This window comes from Streptomyces pseudoechinosporeus, assembly GCF_054783935.1.
In genome coordinates this window covers 107,521-123,532 of record NZ_BAAGPS010000091.1, presented here as the reverse complement: position 1 = coordinate 123,532, position 16,012 = coordinate 107,521, and the positions used below count along the sequence as shown (strand labels likewise).

Annotated in this window: 14 protein-coding genes; 1 reads left to right on the top strand and 13 read right to left on the bottom strand. The window is 68.0% G+C overall.

Annotation, left to right across the window (positions count from 1 at the left end; genetic code table 11):
• Positions 1-30: 30 nt before the first annotated feature.
• From pssA to ACYVO6_RS47390, 9 genes are all read right to left on the bottom strand, one after another.
• The gene (gene pssA, locus ACYVO6_RS47430; RefSeq protein WP_165343646.1) at positions 31-849 is read right to left on the bottom strand and encodes a CDP-diacylglycerol--serine O-phosphatidyltransferase; all 819 of its coding nucleotides are present in this window, start codon (positions 847-849) and stop codon (positions 31-33) included.
• 28 nt (positions 850-877) lie between these two features.
• Positions 878-1,534, bottom strand: a complete 657-nt coding sequence (locus ACYVO6_RS47425; RefSeq protein ID WP_461072902.1) for a phosphatidylserine decarboxylase — start codon at positions 1,532-1,534, stop codon at positions 878-880.
• A gap of 169 nt (positions 1,535-1,703) precedes the next feature.
• Entirely contained in the window at positions 1,704-2,909 is a 1,206-nt protein-coding gene (locus ACYVO6_RS47420; RefSeq protein ID WP_461072900.1) for an acyl-CoA dehydrogenase family protein, read from the bottom strand.
• A 2-nt stretch (positions 2,910-2,911) separates the two neighbouring features.
• On the bottom strand, positions 2,912-3,424 hold the full coding sequence (locus ACYVO6_RS47415; RefSeq protein ID WP_461072898.1) for a MaoC family dehydratase: 513 nt from the start codon (positions 3,422-3,424) through the stop codon (positions 2,912-2,914).
• Positions 3,425-3,429: 5 nt separating this feature from the next.
• A complete protein-coding gene (locus tag ACYVO6_RS47410; RefSeq protein WP_033320202.1) occupies positions 3,430-4,404 on the bottom strand; it encodes an HpcH/HpaI aldolase/citrate lyase family protein in 975 nt (324 codons plus the stop codon).
• Entirely contained in the window at positions 4,401-6,467 is a 2,067-nt protein-coding gene (locus tag ACYVO6_RS47405) for a protein meaA (protein WP_461072896.1), read from the bottom strand. Before ACYVO6_RS47405 ends, ACYVO6_RS47410 begins: the two co-directional genes overlap by 4 nt.
• Position 6,468: 1 nt before the next feature.
• A complete protein-coding gene (ccrA, locus tag ACYVO6_RS47400; RefSeq protein WP_461072894.1) occupies positions 6,469-7,806 on the bottom strand; it encodes a crotonyl-CoA carboxylase/reductase in 1,338 nt (445 codons plus the stop codon).
• Positions 7,807-8,196: 390 nt separating this feature from the next.
• Positions 8,197-9,018: a TetR family transcriptional regulator gene (locus tag ACYVO6_RS47395; protein WP_461072892.1), complete on the bottom strand. Its 822-nt coding sequence runs from the start codon at positions 9,016-9,018 to the stop codon at positions 8,197-8,199.
• Between the two features lie 139 nt (positions 9,019-9,157).
• Positions 9,158-10,963, bottom strand: coding sequence for a 3-hydroxyacyl-CoA dehydrogenase family protein (locus tag ACYVO6_RS47390; RefSeq protein ID WP_461072890.1), 1,806 nt, complete (start codon positions 10,961-10,963; stop codon positions 9,158-9,160).
• A gap of 366 nt (positions 10,964-11,329) precedes the next feature.
• Here ACYVO6_RS47390 and ACYVO6_RS47385 point away from each other — a divergent pair, with 366 nt between their 5' ends.
• On the top strand, positions 11,330-11,920 hold the full coding sequence (locus tag ACYVO6_RS47385) for an adenylosuccinate lyase (protein ID WP_461072888.1): 591 nt from the start codon (positions 11,330-11,332) through the stop codon (positions 11,918-11,920).
• A gap of 152 nt (positions 11,921-12,072) precedes the next feature.
• On the opposite strand, the gene ACYVO6_RS47380 is transcribed toward ACYVO6_RS47385, so the two are convergent.
• From ACYVO6_RS47380 to ACYVO6_RS47365, 4 genes are all read right to left on the bottom strand, one after another.
• On the bottom strand, positions 12,073-12,579 hold the full coding sequence (locus ACYVO6_RS47380) for a GNAT family N-acetyltransferase (RefSeq protein WP_461072886.1): 507 nt from the start codon (positions 12,577-12,579) through the stop codon (positions 12,073-12,075).
• 20 nt (positions 12,580-12,599) lie between these two features.
• On the bottom strand, positions 12,600-12,998 hold the full coding sequence (locus tag ACYVO6_RS47375; protein WP_461072884.1) for a RidA family protein: 399 nt from the start codon (positions 12,996-12,998) through the stop codon (positions 12,600-12,602).
• Positions 12,999-13,064: 66 nt separating this feature from the next.
• A complete protein-coding gene (locus ACYVO6_RS47370; protein ID WP_461072882.1) occupies positions 13,065-14,654 on the bottom strand; it encodes an alpha/beta hydrolase in 1,590 nt (529 codons plus the stop codon).
• Positions 14,655-14,824: 170 nt separating this feature from the next.
• Entirely contained in the window at positions 14,825-15,862 is a 1,038-nt protein-coding gene (locus ACYVO6_RS47365) for an Rv2578c family radical SAM protein (RefSeq protein ID WP_461072880.1), read from the bottom strand.
• Between the last annotated feature and the right edge of the window lie 150 nt (positions 15,863-16,012).

The window sequence follows — 16,012 nt, the reverse complement described above, 5'->3', positions numbered from 1 at the left end:
CCCAACCCGTCTGTCCGTCCTGCCTGCCGCTTAAGGCAACTGCGCCGCCCGCGCCTCACGCCGGTTGTCGCGGAAGTTGTTCACCCGCCGAGCCGTGGCGAAGAGGGGGATCACCGCGCCCGTGACCAGCTGGAGTGCGCAGCCGGTCTGGAGGAGGAGCTGGCCGCCGGGGGCGTCGAAGGCCCAGGACGTCAGCAGGCCCATGCTGAGGACGATCCAGGAGAGCATCGCCACCGCGAGGCGGCCCCGCGGCTTCGGGTACTCGACGCGGCTCACCATCAGCCAGGCCGTGCCCAGGATCGCCATGAGCGTGGCGACGAAGGGCAGCTCAAGGAGCACGATGGACACCACGGTCAGCGCGCCGAACGGTGACGGCATGCCCTGGAACGTGCCGTCCTTCACCGTCACACACGAGAATCTGGCGAGCCGCAGCACGACCGCCAGCAGGACAACGATGGCCCCCACCGCCGCCACTCGCTGCTGTGCGTCGTCCGCGACCATGCCGTAGACGAGGACGAAGTACGCGGGCGCCAGACCGAAGCTGATCAGGTCCGAGAGGTTGTCGAGCTCCGCGCCCATGGGGGAGGAGCGCAGCTTGCGGGCCACCAGTCCGTCGAAGAGGTCGAAGACCGCCGCGCACAGCATCAGGATCACGGCCGTGGCCGCGCTGTTCCGGGCCATACCCGACTCCTGGCTGCCCGTGAGGTGCGGGATCAGGATGCCGGTGGTGGTGAAGTACACCGCCATGAAGCCGCAGGTGGCGTTACCGAGGGTGAGGGTGTCCGCTATTGAGAGGCGGAGAGAGAGGGGCATCTCCTCCTCTTCGTCCACCTCGTCGGCCTCGGGCACCCAGCCGGTGCCTGCCTGAGTTTCCGGATCAATCACGGTCAATGCGAGTCACCCCAGCCACCGTCTTCTGACCGACCTCCACCGCGACCTCGACGCCCTCGGGGAGGTAGATGTCGACGCGCGAGCCGAAGCGGATCAGGCCGATCCGGTCCCCCTGCTCGACCTTGGTGCCCTGCGGAACGTACGGCACGATGCGTCGCGCGACCGCACCGGCGATCTGGATCATCTCGATGTCGCCGAGTTCGGTGTCGAAGTGCCAGACGACGCGCTCGTTGTTCTCGCTCTCCTTGTTGAACGCCGGAACGAACCCCCCGGGGATGTGCTCGACCGACGTGACTGTGCCGGAGAGCGGGGCGCGGTTCACATGGACGTTCAGCGGGCTCATGAAGATCGCGACGCGGGTGCGGCCGTCCTTCCACGGCATGATGCTCTGCACCACTCCGTCGGCGGGCGAGATGACCCGGCCCGGGGCGATCTCGCGCTCGGGGTCGCGGAAGAACCACAGCATGCCCGCCGCGAGCGCGGTGGCGGGTACGGCCACGGCCTTGGCGGCGCCGGACTTGCGCGCGCGTACCAGGCTGAGGGCTGCGGTGGCGACGGTCGGGAGGAGCCACGGCGATGCTCCGCGCGCAAGGCGTGCGCCGACCAGGCTGTCGCGAGGTGCAGAGGTTTGGCTGTGGGGCATGGATGACCTTCGTAGCGGATGGTGCCGCGCTGCAGGAGGGGGACGGCGGCTTCCTGGGATCGTACCGGTCACGGGCCGCAACTGGGCAAGCCAGGAAGCCGAGTCGACGGCCGAAGAGTGTTGACGGGGTGTGATGTTCACCTCGAGCAAAACACCCCAATCGGTGCGTCTATCCGTGGAATCGATACTCTTCGAGCAGCCGGCGCCCGATGATCATTTTCTGGATCTCGGCGGTACCTTCGCCGATCAGCAGCATCGGAGCCTCACGGTAGAGGCGCTCGATCTCGTACTCCTTCGAGAAGCCGTAGCCGCCATGGATCCGGAACGCGTCCTCCACGACTTCCTTGCAGTATTCGGAGGCGAGGTACTTCGCCATCCCTGCCTCGAGGTCGTTTCGCTCCCCTGAGTCCTTTTTGCGTGCTGCGTTCACCATCATCGCATGGGCGGCCTCGACCTTGGTAGCCATCTCCGCCAGCTTGAACTGGATGGCCTGGTGCTGGGCGATCGCCTTGCCGAAAGTGTGACGCTGCTGGGCATACGAGACACCGAGCTCGAACGCACGCTGAGCGACGCCACAGCCACGCGCCGCCACATTCACGCGGCCGACCTCGACCCCGTCCATCATTTGGTAAAAGCCGCGGCCGGTGGCTCCGCCGAGTACACGATTGGCCGGAATGCGCAGGCCATCCATGATCAACTCGGTGGTGTCGACGCCCTTGTAGCCCATCTTGTCGATCTTCCCGGGGATGGTCAGTCCGGGTCGGACCTCACCGAAGCCGGGCTTCTTCTCGACCAGGAAGGTCGTCATCGACTTGTGGGGCGCGGTGCCCTCCGGGTGTCCTTCGTCACTTTTCACGAGGACGGCCACGAGAGTCGACGTACCACCGTTCGTCAGCCACATCTTCTGACCGTTCAGGACGTACTCGTCGCCGTCCTTCACCGCCTTCGACGTGATCGCCGACACGTCCGAGCCGAGCCCCGGTTCCGACATGGAGAACGCACCGCGGATCTCGCCCGCCGCCATCCGCGGCAGGAAGTAGTCCTTCTGCTCCTCGGTGCCGTGCTGCTTGAGCATGTACGCCACGATGAAGTGCGTGTTGATGATGCCGGAGACCGACATCCAGCCGCGTGCGATCTCCTCCACGCACAGCGCGTAGGTGAGGAGCGACTCACCCAGGCCCCCGTACTCCTCGGGGATCATCAGCCCGAAGAGGCCCAACTCCTTGAGGCCGTCGACGATCTGCTGCGGGTACTCGTCGCGGTGCTCCAGCTCGGTCGCGACCGGGATGATCTCCTTGTCCACGAAGTCCCGGACGGTGGACAGGATCTCCTGCTGGATGTCGGTCAGACCGGCGGTCTGGGCGAGTCGCGCCATGGCTACTTCTCCTGCTCCTTGAGCTGGGGCCGGCCGGGCTGCTCGCCGCCGCGCTCCTTGATGTACGTCTCGGTGGGGACCATCACCTTGCGGCGGAACACGCAGACCAGCGTGCCGTCCTGCTTGTAGCCCTTTGTCTCGACGTAAACGATTCCGCGGTCGCTCTTCGACTTGGAGGGCGTCTTGTCGAGGACGGTCGTCTCGCCGTAGATCGTGTCGCCGTGGAAGGTCGGCGCGACGTGACGCAGCGACTCGATCTCCAGGTTGGCGATCGCCTTGCCGGACACGTCGGGGACCGACATGCCGAGCAGGAGCGAGTAGATGTAGTTCCCTACGACGACGTTCTTCCCGAAGTCCGTCGTGTTCTCCGCATAGTTGGCGTCCATGTGGAGCGGGTGGTGGTTCATCGTCAGGAGACAGAAGAGGTGGTCGTCGTACTCCGTGACGGTCTTTCCGGGCCAGTGCTTGTAGACCGCGCCGACCTCGAACTCCTCGTAGGTGCGTCCGAACTGCATGGTGGTCAGGCCTCCGGAGCTTCGAACTTGGACGTACGGGTCATGCCGGCCGCCCGGCCCTTGCCCGAGATGACGAGCGCCATCTTGCGGCTCGCCTCGTCGATCATCTCGTCGCCGATCATCGCGGAGCCCTTCTTGCCGCCCGCCTCGGACGTGTAGTACTCGTACGCGTCCAGGATCAGCTCGGCGTGGTCGAAGTCCTCCTGGGACGGCGAGAAGATCTCGTTGGACGCCTCGACCTGGCCCGGGTGCAGCACCCACTTGCCGTCGAAGCCGAGCGCGGCGGCTCGCTGTGCGACCTCGCGGTAGCCGTCGACGTTGCGGATCTGCAGATAGGGGCCGTCGATCGCCTGGAGGTTGTTGGCGCGGGCGGCCATCAGGATCTTCATCAGGATGTAGTGGTAGGCGTCCGCCGGGTAGCCGGGCGGCTGCTCGCCCACGACCAGCGACTTCATGTTGATCGATGCCATGAAGTCGGCCGGGCCGAAAATGATCGTCTCGACGCGGGGGGACGCCTGGGCGATCTCGTTGACGTTGTTGAGACCCTGGGCGTTCTCGATCTGCGCCTCGATACCGATCTTGCCGACCTCGAAGCCCATCGTCTTCTCGATCTGGGTGAGGAGGAGGTCCAGGGCCACCACCTGCTGGGCGTCCTGCACCTTCGGCAGCATGATGCAGTCGAGGTTCGGGCCCGCACCTTCGACCACCGTCACGACATCGCGGTACGTCCACTCCGTCGTCCAGTCGTTGACGCGCACGACCCGCGTCTTGCCCGTCCAGTCGCCCTCGTTGAGGAACTTGACGATGGTGTGCCGCGCCTCGGGCTTGGCGAGCGGCGCGCACGCGTCCTCCAGGTCCAGGAAGACCTGGTCGGCGGGGAGGCCCTGGGCCTTCTCCAGGAAGCGCGGATTGCTTCCCGGCACGGCGAGGCAGGAGCGCCGCGGACGCAGGCGGTTGACCTGGGGAGCAGGGCTGGTCATGCGGGGACCTCCAGGGGGTCGAGCTTGTTCGCTTTGCGGATCTCGTCGACGATGCGGCCGATGATCCCGGTGATGTCGAAGTCCTTCGGGGTGAAGACGGCGGCGACTCCGACGGCCCTCAGCTGTTCGGCGTCTCCGTTCGGGATGATGCCACCTGCGATCACCGGTATATCTGTGGCTCCTGCCACACGCAGCCGCTCCAGGACGTCCGGCACCAGCTGGGCGTGCGAGCCGGACAGGATGGACAGGCCGACCGCGTGCACGTCCTCCGCGATGGCCGCGTCCACGATCTCCTCGGGCGTGAGCCGGATGCCCTGGTAGACCACCTCGAACCCGGCGTCCCGGGCCCGTACGGCGATCTGCTCGGCGCCGTTGGAGTGCCCGTCCAGGCCCGGCTTGCCCACCAGGAAGCGGAGCTTGCCGACGCCGAGGGCGCGGGCGGTCAGGTCCACCTGCCGGCGTACGAGCGCGAGCGCGGTGCCTGCCTCGGCCGTCACGGCGACCGGCGCCGACGAGACCCCCGTGGGCGCCCGGAACTCGCCGAACACCTCGCGCAGGGCCCCGGACCACTCGCCGGTGGTGACCCCCGCACGGGCGCACTCCAGCGTGGCCTCCATCAGGTTGTCCGTGCCGGCCGCCGCCTCCTTGAGCCGCTCCAGCGCCGTTCTCGCACGCGGGTGGTCGCGCGTGGCACGCCACTCATCCAGGGCCCGTACGACGCGCTCCTCGACCGTCGGGTCGGCCGTATGGATCGCGGTGTCCAGGTCGGCCGTCAGCGGGTTCGGCTCGGTCGTCTCGAAGATGTTGACGCCGACGATCTTCTCTTGACCGGACTCGATACGAGCCCTGCGCTCGGCATGCGAGGCGACGAGCTGCGACTTCAGGTAGCCCGACTCGACGGCCGCCATCGCACCGCCCATCTCCTGGATGCGGTCGATCTCGGCGAGCGACTCCTCGACCAGGGCGGCCACCTTGGCCTCGATGACGTGCGAGCCGTCGAAGATGTCCTCGTACTCGAGCAGGTCGCTCTCGTACGCGAGGACCTGCTGCATGCGCAGCGACCACTGCTGGTCCCAGGGGCGGGGGAGGCCCAGCGCCTCGTTCCAGGCGGGAAGTTGCACGGCACGCGCGCGTGCGTCCTTCGAGAGGGTCACGGCCAGCATCTCGAGCACGATCCGCTGGACGTTGTTCTCCGGCTGCGCCTCGGTCAGGCCGAGGGAGTTGACCTGGACGCCGTACCGGAAACGCCGGTGCTTGGGGTTCTCGATCCCGTACCGCTCGCGCGTGATCTTGTCCCAGATGCGGCCGAACGCCCGCATCTTGCACATCTCCTCGATGAAGCGGACACCCGCGTTCACGAAGAAGGAGATGCGGGCGACGACATCGCCCATGCGCTCCTGCGGCACCTGGCCGCTGTCGCGCACCGCGTCCAGTACCGCGATCGCCGTCGACATCGCGTACGCGATCTCCTGGACCGGAGTGGCTCCGGCCTCCTGGAGGTGGTAGCTGCAGATGTTGATCGGGTTCCACTTGGGGATGTGGGAGACCGTGTACGCGATCATGTCCGTGGTCAGACGGAGCGAAGGCACCGGCGGGAACACATGCGTGCCCCGCGACAGGTACTCCTTCACGATGTCGTTCTGCGTCGTCCCCTGGAGCCTGGTGATGGCCTCCTTGTCGAGGCCCTGCTCCTCCGCGACGACCTGGTAGAGCGCCAGCAGCCACATGGCCGTGGCGTTGATCGTCATCGAGGTGTTCATCTGGTCCAGGGGGATGTCCTGGAACAGCCGGCGCATGTCACCGACGTGCGAGACCGGGACCCCGACCCGGCCGACCTCGCCGCGGGCGAGGATGTGGTCGGGGTCGTAGCCTGTCTGCGTCGGCAGGTCGAACGCGACCGACAGGCCGGTCTGGCCCTTGGCGAGGTTGCGCCGGTACAGCTCGTTGGACGCCTCGGCCGTGGAGTGACCGGCGTACGTCCGCATGAGCCAAGGCCGGGCCTTCTCCCTTTGCGCCTGCGGCGCGCCCTGTGCCGAAGGCGCGGTGTTACGCGGCTCTGTCATGTCACACGTTCCGGAAGCGGTTGATGGCGTCGATGTGCTGCGCGCGCTTCTCCTGGTCGCGCACGCCGAGCCCTTCGCGGGGCGCCAGTGCCAGCACGCCCACCTTGCCCTGGTGGAGATTGCGGTGCACGTCGTACGCGGCCTGCCCGGTCTCCTCCAGGGAGTACACCTTGGAGAGCGTCGGGTGGATCTTGCCCTTCGCGATGAGCCGGTTGGCCTCCCAGGCCTCGCGGTAGTTGGCGAAGTGCGAGCCGATGATCCGCTTCAGGGACATCCACAGGTAGCGGTTGTCGTACTCGTGGTTGTAGCCCGAGGTCGAGGCACAGGTGACGATCGTGCCGCCCTTGCGCGTGACGTAAACGCTTGCGCCGAAGGTCTCGCGGCCCGGGTGCTCGAAGACGATGTCGACGTCCTCGCCGCCCGTCAGCTCACGGATGCGCTTGCCGAAGCGCTTCCACTCGCGCGGGTCCTGGTGGTGCTCGTCCTTCCAGAACTTGTAGTCCTCGGCGGTCCGGTCGATGATCGCCTCGGCGCCCATCGAACGGCAGATCTCCGCCTTCTGGGGAGAGGACACGACACAGATGGGGTTGGCGCCGCCCGCGAGCGCGAACTGCGTGGCGTACGAGCCGAGTCCACCGCTCGCGCCCCAGATGAGGACGTTGTCGCCCTGCTTCATGTCGGCGCCGTTGCGGGACACCAGCTGCCGGTACGCGGTGGAGTTGACCAGTCCGGGAGCGGCGGCCTCCTCCCAGCTGAGGTGGTCCGGCTTCGGCATCAGCTGGTTGGACTTGACGAGGGCGATCTCTGCCAGCCCGCCGAAGTTCGTCTCGAAGCCCCAGATGCGCTGCTCGGGGTCGAGCATGGTGTCGTTGTGGCCGTCGGACGACTCCAGCTCGACCGACAGACAGTGTGCGACGACCTCGTCACCGGGCTGCCAGGCGTTCACGCCGGGGCCGGTGCGCAGGACGACGCCCGCGAGGTCGGAGCCGATGATGTGGTACGGCAGGTCGTGGCGCTTGGTGAGCTCGGAGAGCTTGCCGTACCGCTCCAGGAAGCCGAAGGTGGGCAGCGGCTCGAAGATCGAGGTCCACACCGAGTTGTAGTTGACCGAGGAGGCCATGACGGCCACCAGGGCCTCGCCGGGGCCGAGTTCGGGCACCGGCACGTTGTCCAGGTGGATCGACTTGCGGGGGTCCTTGTCTCGGGTGGTGAGCCCGGCGAACATCTCCGTCTCGTCCTTGTGCACGGTGATCGCGCGGTACGACTCAGGGAGCGGCAGAGCGGCGAAGTCGGCGGACGTGGCTGACTGCGACTGAATCGCGTCCAGGATTTCCTTCACGGTGTTGCCTCCGGCGAAGCGAGCGCTCGGGGGAGCGCTTGAGGGTTACGTCGGGGTGGTTGCTGCTGGTGTGAGGCGTGCCGTCGGTTCGGCGAAGGTGGTGCTCGGCAGCGCTTTGTGGCGCGGAAGGTTGCCTGTGACGCAGGCGTCCGGGCGCGCAGGCCATGAAGCTTGCGGGGACAGCCGGCGTACGAAAGTGCTCTGCACGCCGGCCGCCCGGACTACTCCAACGTATGGCACCGCGTGTCACGCCGCAAGGCACGCAGTGCCAACAATTTCGCTCAGATGCAATCTCGCCGTAACAGATGAGCGATGATCGATCAAAAGTGGCGCTGCGGGGGCGTACTTGTTGCGGGCGGGGCGTTCTACTGACCGCGCCCGCCCACTCGGTCAGCGGTTCTTCAGGGCCTGCTCGATCGTCTTCATCACTTCGTCGAGCGGTGCGTCTGTCCTGGCCACCGTGACCAGCACCTCGCCCTGCGAGGCGACCGAGGCCGCGGCTGAGCGAGGCGCGGTCTCACGCCCCGCCCCGATCCCCGCCCCGATCCCCGAACCGAAGGTCTTCTGGACGATGGCGAACGCGTGGTCCAGCTGCGCCTCCACGTCGCCCTGCCCGCCAGCCCGCAGCCATCGCCGCAGTACGTGGTTGTGCGCCGTGACCACGGCCGAGGCGGCGACCTCCGCGAGCAGCGGATCGTCGTTCGCGTCGTCGTCGTGCGCGTGCTCGTCGAAGTGCCCCAGCAGATAGCGCGTGAACAGCCGCTCGTACCGCGCCACGGACGCGATCTCCGCCTCCCGCAGCGTCGGCACCTCACGGGTGAGCTTGTAACGCGACACCGAGATCTCCGGCCGGGCCGCGTACATCTTCATGACTTCCTTGATGCCGCGGCACACGGTGTCGAGCGGATGCTCGTGCGCCGGCGCGGCATTGAGCACCGCCTCTGCTCGGATCAGCGTGTCGTCGTGATCGGGAAAGATCGCCTCTTCCTTGGAGCGGAAGTGCCGGAAGAAGGTGCGCCGGGCGACCCCGGCCGCGGCGGCGATCTCGTCGACGGTCGTCGCCTCGTAGCCCTTGGTCGCGAACAGTTCCATCGCCGCGGCCGCCAACTCCCGGCGCATCTTGAGCCGTTGGGCGGCGGCACGACTGCCCGCGGCACTCTCCGGAGCGTCGGGCGTGGCTGGCGTACGGGAAGACTTGACGGGCTGGGACATGCCCCGAACGTACTGCATTCGTGGAGCGGGGCGCTCAAGATCCGGTCTCCCCCCGCCCTGGGCGGGGGGAGAGGCGTCGGCCGGGGCGAGCAGTCCGCCCCAGTCCGTGCGGTCCGTGAACCGGTCGCCGGGCCGCCGCTCAGCGCCGGGCATATTCGCGGAAGCCGCGGCCGGTCTTGCGGCCGAGGCAGCCCGCGGCCACCAGGTGCTCGAGTAGCGGCGCCGGGGCCAGGCCCGGGTCGCGGAACTCGCGGTGCAGGACCTTCTCGATGGCCAGCGAGACATCGAGGCCGACCACGTCGAGGAGTTCGAAGGGGCCCATCGGGTAGCCGCCGCCGAGCTTCATCGCGGCGTCTATGTCGTCGAGCGAGGCGTAGTGCTCCTGGACCATCTTGATCGCGTTGTTCAGATACGGGAACAGCAGCGCGTTCACGATGAAGCCCGCGCGGTCACCGCAGTCCACCGGGTGCTTCCTGATCTTCGTGCACAGCTCACGGACCGTGGCATGCACATCGTCCGCCGTCAGGACGGTCCGGACGACCTCGACCAGCTTCATCGCCGGGGCCGGGTTGAAGAAGTGCATGCCGATCACGTCCTGCGGGCGCGAGGTGGCGCGGGCGCAGGCGATGACGGGCAGCGAGGAGGTCGTGGTGGCCAGGATCGCGCCCGGCTTGCAGACCTTGTCGAACACCGCGAACAGCTGCTGCTTGATCTCCAGGTCCTCGGCGACAGCCTCCAGCGCCAGATCGACCTCGGCGAAGGCGTCGTACGAACCCGCCGGAGTGATCCGCTCCAGAGTCTCGGCGGCGGCCTCGGCCGTCATCCGTCCCTTGTCGACAGAGCGCGAAAGCGACTTGCCGATACGGGCCTTGGCGGACTGCGCCTTCTCCTCGCTGCGCGCGGCGAGCACGACCTCGTACCCGGCCTTCGCGAAGACCTCGGCGATCCCGGACGCCATCGTGCCGGAGCCGGCGACGCCGACCGAGCGGACGGGGCGGCCGGGGGTTTCGGGGCCTGAGGCCAGCGGCGTCAGGGCGTCCCGCACGACGGTTCCGCTGCCCGGAGCGTCGTACGTGTAGAAGCCGCGGCCCGACTTGCGGCCGGTCAGGCCCGCCTCGCTGAGCTGCCTGAGGATGGGCGCGGGCGCGTGCAGTCGGTCGTGCGAGGCGGCGTACATGGCCTCCAGGACCGTACGCGCGGTGTCGACGCCGATGAGGTCGAGCAGCTCGAGCGGGCCCATGGGCAGTCCGCAGCCCAGCTTCATCGCGGCGTCGATGTCCTCGCGGCTCGCGTACTTCGCCTCGTACATCGCGGCCGCCTGGTTGAGGTAGCCGAACAGCAGACCGTCGGCGACGAAGCCGGGGCGGTCGCCGACGGCGACGGGCTCCTTGCCCAGTTCGAGGGCGAGATCTGTGACGGCGGCGACGGCACCCGGCGAGGTCAGCACGGACGAGACGACCTCGACCAGCTTCATCGCGGGCGCCGGATTGAAGAAGTGCAGCCCGAGAACGCGCTCGGGACGGGCCGAGTCGGCGGCGAGCCGGGTGACCGAGAGGGCGTTGGTGCCGGTCGCCAGGATCGTCTCCGGGCGTACGATGCCGTCGAGCTCACGGAAGATCTGCCGCTTGATCTCGTACGACTCCGGGGCCACCTCGATCACCAGGTCGGCGTCGGCCGCGGCGCGCAGATCGGTGGAGGTACGGAAGCGGGCGAGGACCTCCTCGCGCTCCTGCTCGGTGAGCCGCTCGCGCCGCACGGCACGGGCGGTCGAGGCCTCGAGCGCGGCGTGGGCCCGGGCGGCGGCGGACTCGCTGATGTCGATGCCGACGACCTCGCGGCCGGCCCGGGCGAGGACCTCGGCGATGCCGGTGCCCATCGTGCCGAGGCCGACCACGGCGACGGTCTTGAGCGGGGAGGGAGAGGTGTCGGACAGGGGAGTGGCCATCACGGGACTCCAGGGATGAGTGACGACTGAGGGACGCATCCGGATACGCCGACAGGCGCACACAGTGCGGGAGTTGTGCGGGTGTGGGGCCGGGCTACTGAGCGCACACGCCCGGTGCCGTCCGCGGGCGAGACACGCAAGCCCGCGAGGCGGTGAGATCGACCGGCCCTGTCCCGGAGCCATGTCGTACTGAGGTACCTGAAGTACCGAACCGACCGACACTTACGGCGGCTGCGTCACCAGGCCACCGCAAGCAGATGTGCGAGTGGGTAACTCGCTCGATTGAGCTTAACTCGCGGGTAACGAGCGCGCTAGTGTGTGGAAGAGTCGCGATTATGTGACGTACGTCGCGGATAAGCTCGCGCCATGGACGAAGAGTTGCGGTCGCTCACTGGGCGCTTACGGCACGAGGCGGGAGCCGCGGCGGCGTTCGCCTACGAACGTCTTGTCTCGACCGGTGATCTCGATGAGCTGGCCGGTGTGCTCACTGCGCCCGGGCAGCCGCTGTGGGCGCGGGAGTTGGCGGCGTTCCGGCTTGGGCTTGCCGGGGATCGGCGGGCCTTCGAGACGCTTGTGCTGCTGCTCAATCATCGCGATCCGCAGCGGTGTGCGTCCGCTGCGTATGCGCTGGCGCGGCTCGGGGATCCGCGTACCGCGCGTGCGGCTGCTGCTCTTGCCACCAATGAGCTGCGGGTGGCTTATGCGCTTCATCCGGTGAGGCTGTTGGTCGAGTTGCGTGCTCCTGAGGCCGTGCCGGCGCTGATCACCACGCTGGCTCGGCGGTTTCGGCCGCATGATCCGTATCGTCGGGTGGCGCTTGCGTGTGTGGAGGGGCTGGGGGTGTTGGGCGACGAGCGCGCTCGCGCGGTTTTGAACGAGGCGCTTGCGCATCCTTCCCTGGCGCAGGCTGCTGCGGGGGCGCTTAAGCGGCTGCCGGTTCAGCGATCTCCTCGGTAGCGCGTAGCGTTGGGTGGGGGTTTTCGCCCCCGCCGCCCCTACCCGTTCCCATACCCTGGGGCTCCGCCCCAGGCCCCGGCAGGTAGGGGTGGGTGGGCGAATTACGGGAACTGCGGGTGCGTCGTGGCTGGTCGCGCAGTTCCCCGCGCCCCTTACGGGGCGACGGACAGCGGCCCGGAGTAACGCACCTCGGGTACCGAGACGCCCGCCACCTCCCAGGACTCCTCGGTGCCGTCCGGAGTGAAGCCGGCGCGTTCGTAGAAACGGCGGGCCCGTGCGTTCTCCTTCAGTACCCACAGGAGCATTCGGTCGTGGCCTGCGGTGGCGCAGCGGGTTGTGGACTCTCGTAGCAGGGCTTGGCCCACGCCGTGGGAGACGTGGTCGGGGTGTACGTAGATCGCGTACAACTCGGCGTCCTTCGTGGGGAGTTCACCGTCGCGGTACGGGCCGTGGCACGACCAGCCGACCACCTCGCCGGACCACTCCGCGACCAGGTTCACCACGCCCTCGCCGGCCTGCTCGAAGTGGGTCCGTCGGCGCGATACCTCGTCCGCCAGGTCGAGTCTGTCGAGGTAGGGCTGCGGCATCATCCCCTTGTACGCGGTCTGCCAGCCCCGTACGCGGATCTCGGCCACTCGGGGACAGTCGGCCCACGTCATCTCGCGGACCTGGAGCTGCCTCACTCGGCCACGACCGCGTACGCCTCGATCTCCATCAGGAACTCCGGGCGCACCAAGCCGGCGACCTGCACGGCCGTGGAAGCCGGGAGGCGGTCGGAGGATATGCAGGCGTCGCGGGCCGCGCGGACGGCCGGTATGTGCGCCATGTCCGTGATGAAGTAGGTCAGTTTGACCACGTCGTCGAAGGTTGCCCCGGCGGCGGCCAGGCAGCGGCGCAGGTTCTCGAAGACCTGGCGGGCCTGGGCCGCGGCGTCGTTCTCGCCGACGAGTTCACCGTCCTCGTCCAGCGCCACCTGTCCCGAGATCGCCACGAAGCGGCCCGTGCCGATCACGACGTGGGAGTACGCAGCGGCGGGGGCGACCCCGTCGGGGGCGGGAATGTGGGTCAGTTCGGCCATGGATCAATCCTGCACCACGGCACTGACAACGCCCCCGACGGGCAACCACCGCTCACATACCGAGGCTCAGCCTCGGAATCCCAGCAGCCCGTGCAGCGTCGCGCCGCGCGAACTCGAGGCCTCCTGCGCGCTCAGCGGCTCGGGATCCGGCAGCGTCTCGCACACCGCGTCGGCCTCGCCGTCGCTGCGTGGCACCTTGCCGGTGGCCAGGTACGTCGCCAGGTGCTGGTCGAGGCAGGTGTTCCCCCCCAGCGTGATGCCGTGGTTCCCACCGCCCTGCTCGACGACCAGACTGGAGTCGCGCAGCAGGTGATGGACCGTGACACCGCCCTCGTACGGGGTGGCCGCGTCGTCGGTCGCCTGGAACAGCAGCGCCGGCGGCAACGAGTCGTTGGAGACGTCGACCGGTTCGAGCGAATCCGTTGGCCAGAACGCGCACGGCGCGTTGTACCAGGCGTTGTTCCAGGTCATGAACGGCGCCTTCTTGTGCACCTTCCAGTTGTCGTGGCGCCACTGGTTCCAGTCCCGCGGCCATGGCGCGTCACGGCACTCCACAGCGGCGTAGATGCTGTAGCCGTTGTCGCCCGCGGCGTCGACGGCGGCGAAGTTCTGGTACGCCTCGACCAGCGGGTCGTCGTTCTTGTCGTTCACATAGGCCGCGAACGCCTCGGCGAGATAAGGCCAGTAGCCGTTGTAGTAGCCGCCGGGGAGGAACGTGTCCTCCAACTCGGAAGCGCCCACCGTGTTGTCCGCGGGCTTCTTCGCCAGTGCCGCCCGCATCGCGTACCACTTGGCCTCGATCTTCGCCGGATCGGTGCCGAGCTTGTACGTCGCGTTGTACTTGGCGACCCACGCCATGAAGGCCTTGTGGCGGGTGTCGAAGGCGTAGTCCTGATCGATGTTGTCGTCGTACCAGACACCGGTGGGGTCGACGATGGAGTCGAGCACCAGGCGCCGTACGCGCTCCGGGTAGAGCTTCGCGTACACGGCGCCCAGGTAGGTGCCGTACGAGTAGCCGAAGTAGTTGATCTTCTTCGCGCCGAGCGCGTGCCGGATGGCGTCCATGTCACGGACCGCGCTCACCGTGTCGATGTACGGCAGCACGTCCGCGTACTTCTTGCCGCACTCCTCGGCGAAGGCCTTTGCCCGGGCGAGGTTGGCCTTCTCCAGGGCGGGGGTGCTCGGCACGGAGTCGGGGCGTACCGGCGCGAAGTGGCCCGGCCGGCAGTCCAGCGCGGGCTTGCTGGCGCCGACGCCGCGCGGGTCGAAGCCGATGACGTCGTACTGCGCCGCCACCTCCTTCGGCAGCGAGGAGGCCACGAACCCGGCGAGCGAGAGACCGCTGCCGCCGGGACCGCCCGGGTTCACAAGGAGCGGTCCCTGGTACGTCTTCGAGGTGTGCGGGACCCGCGACAGTGCGAGCGTGATGCGCTTGCTGTACGGGTTCGAGTGGTCGAGCGGCACTTTGAGGGACGCGCACTGGAGCGTCGGATAGTCCTCGGTGCCGCACTTCTTCCAGGTGAGCTTTGCCGCGGGGGCGGACTGGTTGGAGTGCGGTGTGGTCGCGGCGCCCGCGTTCGCGTCGGCCGGAACCGCGGTCATCAACCCGGCCAGCACGGCGGCGGCACCGCACAGAGCGGTTGCTCTTTTCTTCATCAAGGCCTCCCAGGACGGAGGAATTTGAGCCGTGTACATCACGGCCCGCCCCGCATCGTCCCGGAAATGACCCTCAGGAAGGACAGGTTCTGCAAAGAGTTGACACTATTGGGCAGCGCGATGCCGCCGGATGTCGGGCAAAGGCGCTGGTCGGAGCAGCGAAACGGTGATCAGAGCAGAGTGAGTTGAGTGGGACCCGGTACGGTCGGCTCCGGCTCCGGTTCGGGGATCCGGCGCGGCATCCCCGCGCGCGTGGGACCGATGCCGTACTCCTGGGCCAGCTCGTGCACCTGACGGGTGATCCGGCGCTGGTACCACTTCGGGGCGTACGCGCCCTCCGCGTACAGCCGCTCATAACGGCGTACCAGATGCGGGTGATGGTGCTCCAGCCAGCGCATGAACCACTCACGCGCGCCCGGCCGCAGATGCAGCACGAGCGGGGTCACCGAGGTCGCTCCGGAGGCCGCGATCGCCCGTACGGTGGCGCGCAGTTGGGAGGGGTGGTCGCTCAGGAAGGGGATCACGGGGGCCATTAGTACGCCGCAGCCGATGCCGTTCTCGTTGAGTGTGCGCACGGCGTCCAGGCGGCGTTCCGGGGCGGGCGTGCCCGGCTCGACGGTCCGCCACAGGTGGTCGTCCGTGAAGCCCACGGAGACGGATATCCCGACCTCGGTGACGGCGGCGGCCTGCTTCAGGAGGTCGAGGTCGCGCAGGATCAGGGTGCCCTTCGTCAGGATCGAGAAGGGGTTCGCGTGGTCGCGCAGGGCGGCGATGATGCCGGGCATCAACTGGTAGCGGCCCTCGGCACGTTGGTAGCAGTCCACGTTCGTGCCCATCGCTATGTGCTCGCCCTGCCAGCGCCGGGAGCCCAGCTGACGGCGCAGCAGCTCCGGTGCGTTCACCTTGACCACGATCTGGCTGTCGAAGCCGAGGCCCGTGTCCAGGTCCAGATAGCTGTGGCTTTTGCGGGCGAAACAGTAGACGCACGCGTGGGAGCAGCCGCGGTACGGGTTGACCGTCCACTCGAAGGGCATGCGTGAGGCTCCAGGCACCCGGTTCACGATCGACCGGGCCCGGATCTCGTGGAAGGTGATCCCGCGGAACTCCGGACTGTTGAAGGTGCGGGTGGTCACCGCGTCCGCGCCGAACAGCGCGGGGTTCTCCGGCGGATTGCCGCCGGACTCCACTGTGAGGTTCTCCCAGCGCATGAGGCCTCCTCGGTAGCACTGAGCAGAGAATAGAACACTTGTTCCCTTGATCGTGCGACCTCAACACGACCTGCGTGTCCGCCGCCCTTTCTGCACCCCTTGGGGGACCCCGATTTGGGCGACTCGGCCGCCTGGTGGTTGGCTGACCGC

Excerpts from the sequence above, each read along its gene's own strand:
- ACYVO6_RS47425 (WP_461072902.1), bottom strand. The coding sequence starts at position 1,534 with ATGCCCCACAGCCAAACCTCTGCACCTCGCGACAGCCTGGTCGGCGCA.
- ACYVO6_RS47420 (WP_461072900.1), bottom strand. The coding sequence starts at position 2,909 with ATGGCGCGACTCGCCCAGACCGCCGGTCTGACCGACATCCAGCAGGAG.
- ACYVO6_RS47415 (WP_461072898.1), bottom strand. The coding sequence starts at position 3,424 with ATGCAGTTCGGACGCACCTACGAGGAGTTCGAGGTCGGCGCGGTCTAC.
- ACYVO6_RS47410 (WP_033320202.1), bottom strand. The coding sequence starts at position 4,404 with ATGACCAGCCCTGCTCCCCAGGTCAACCGCCTGCGTCCGCGGCGCTCC.
- ACYVO6_RS47405 (WP_461072896.1), bottom strand. The coding sequence starts at position 6,467 with ATGACAGAGCCGCGTAACACCGCGCCTTCGGCACAGGGCGCGCCGCAG.
- ACYVO6_RS47395 (WP_461072892.1), bottom strand. The coding sequence starts at position 9,018 with ATGTCCCAGCCCGTCAAGTCTTCCCGTACGCCAGCCACGCCCGACGCT.
- ACYVO6_RS47390 (WP_461072890.1), bottom strand. The coding sequence starts at position 10,963 with ATGGCCACTCCCCTGTCCGACACCTCTCCCTCCCCGCTCAAGACCGTC.
- ACYVO6_RS47385 (WP_461072888.1), top strand. The coding sequence starts at position 11,330 with ATGGACGAAGAGTTGCGGTCGCTCACTGGGCGCTTACGGCACGAGGCG.
- ACYVO6_RS47380 (WP_461072886.1), bottom strand. The coding sequence starts at position 12,579 with ATGACGTGGGCCGACTGTCCCCGAGTGGCCGAGATCCGCGTACGGGGC.
- ACYVO6_RS47375 (WP_461072884.1), bottom strand. The coding sequence starts at position 12,998 with ATGGCCGAACTGACCCACATTCCCGCCCCCGACGGGGTCGCCCCCGCC.
- ACYVO6_RS47370 (WP_461072882.1), bottom strand. The coding sequence starts at position 14,654 with ATGAAGAAAAGAGCAACCGCTCTGTGCGGTGCCGCCGCCGTGCTGGCC.
- ACYVO6_RS47365 (WP_461072880.1), bottom strand. The coding sequence starts at position 15,862 with ATGCGCTGGGAGAACCTCACAGTGGAGTCCGGCGGCAATCCGCCGGAG.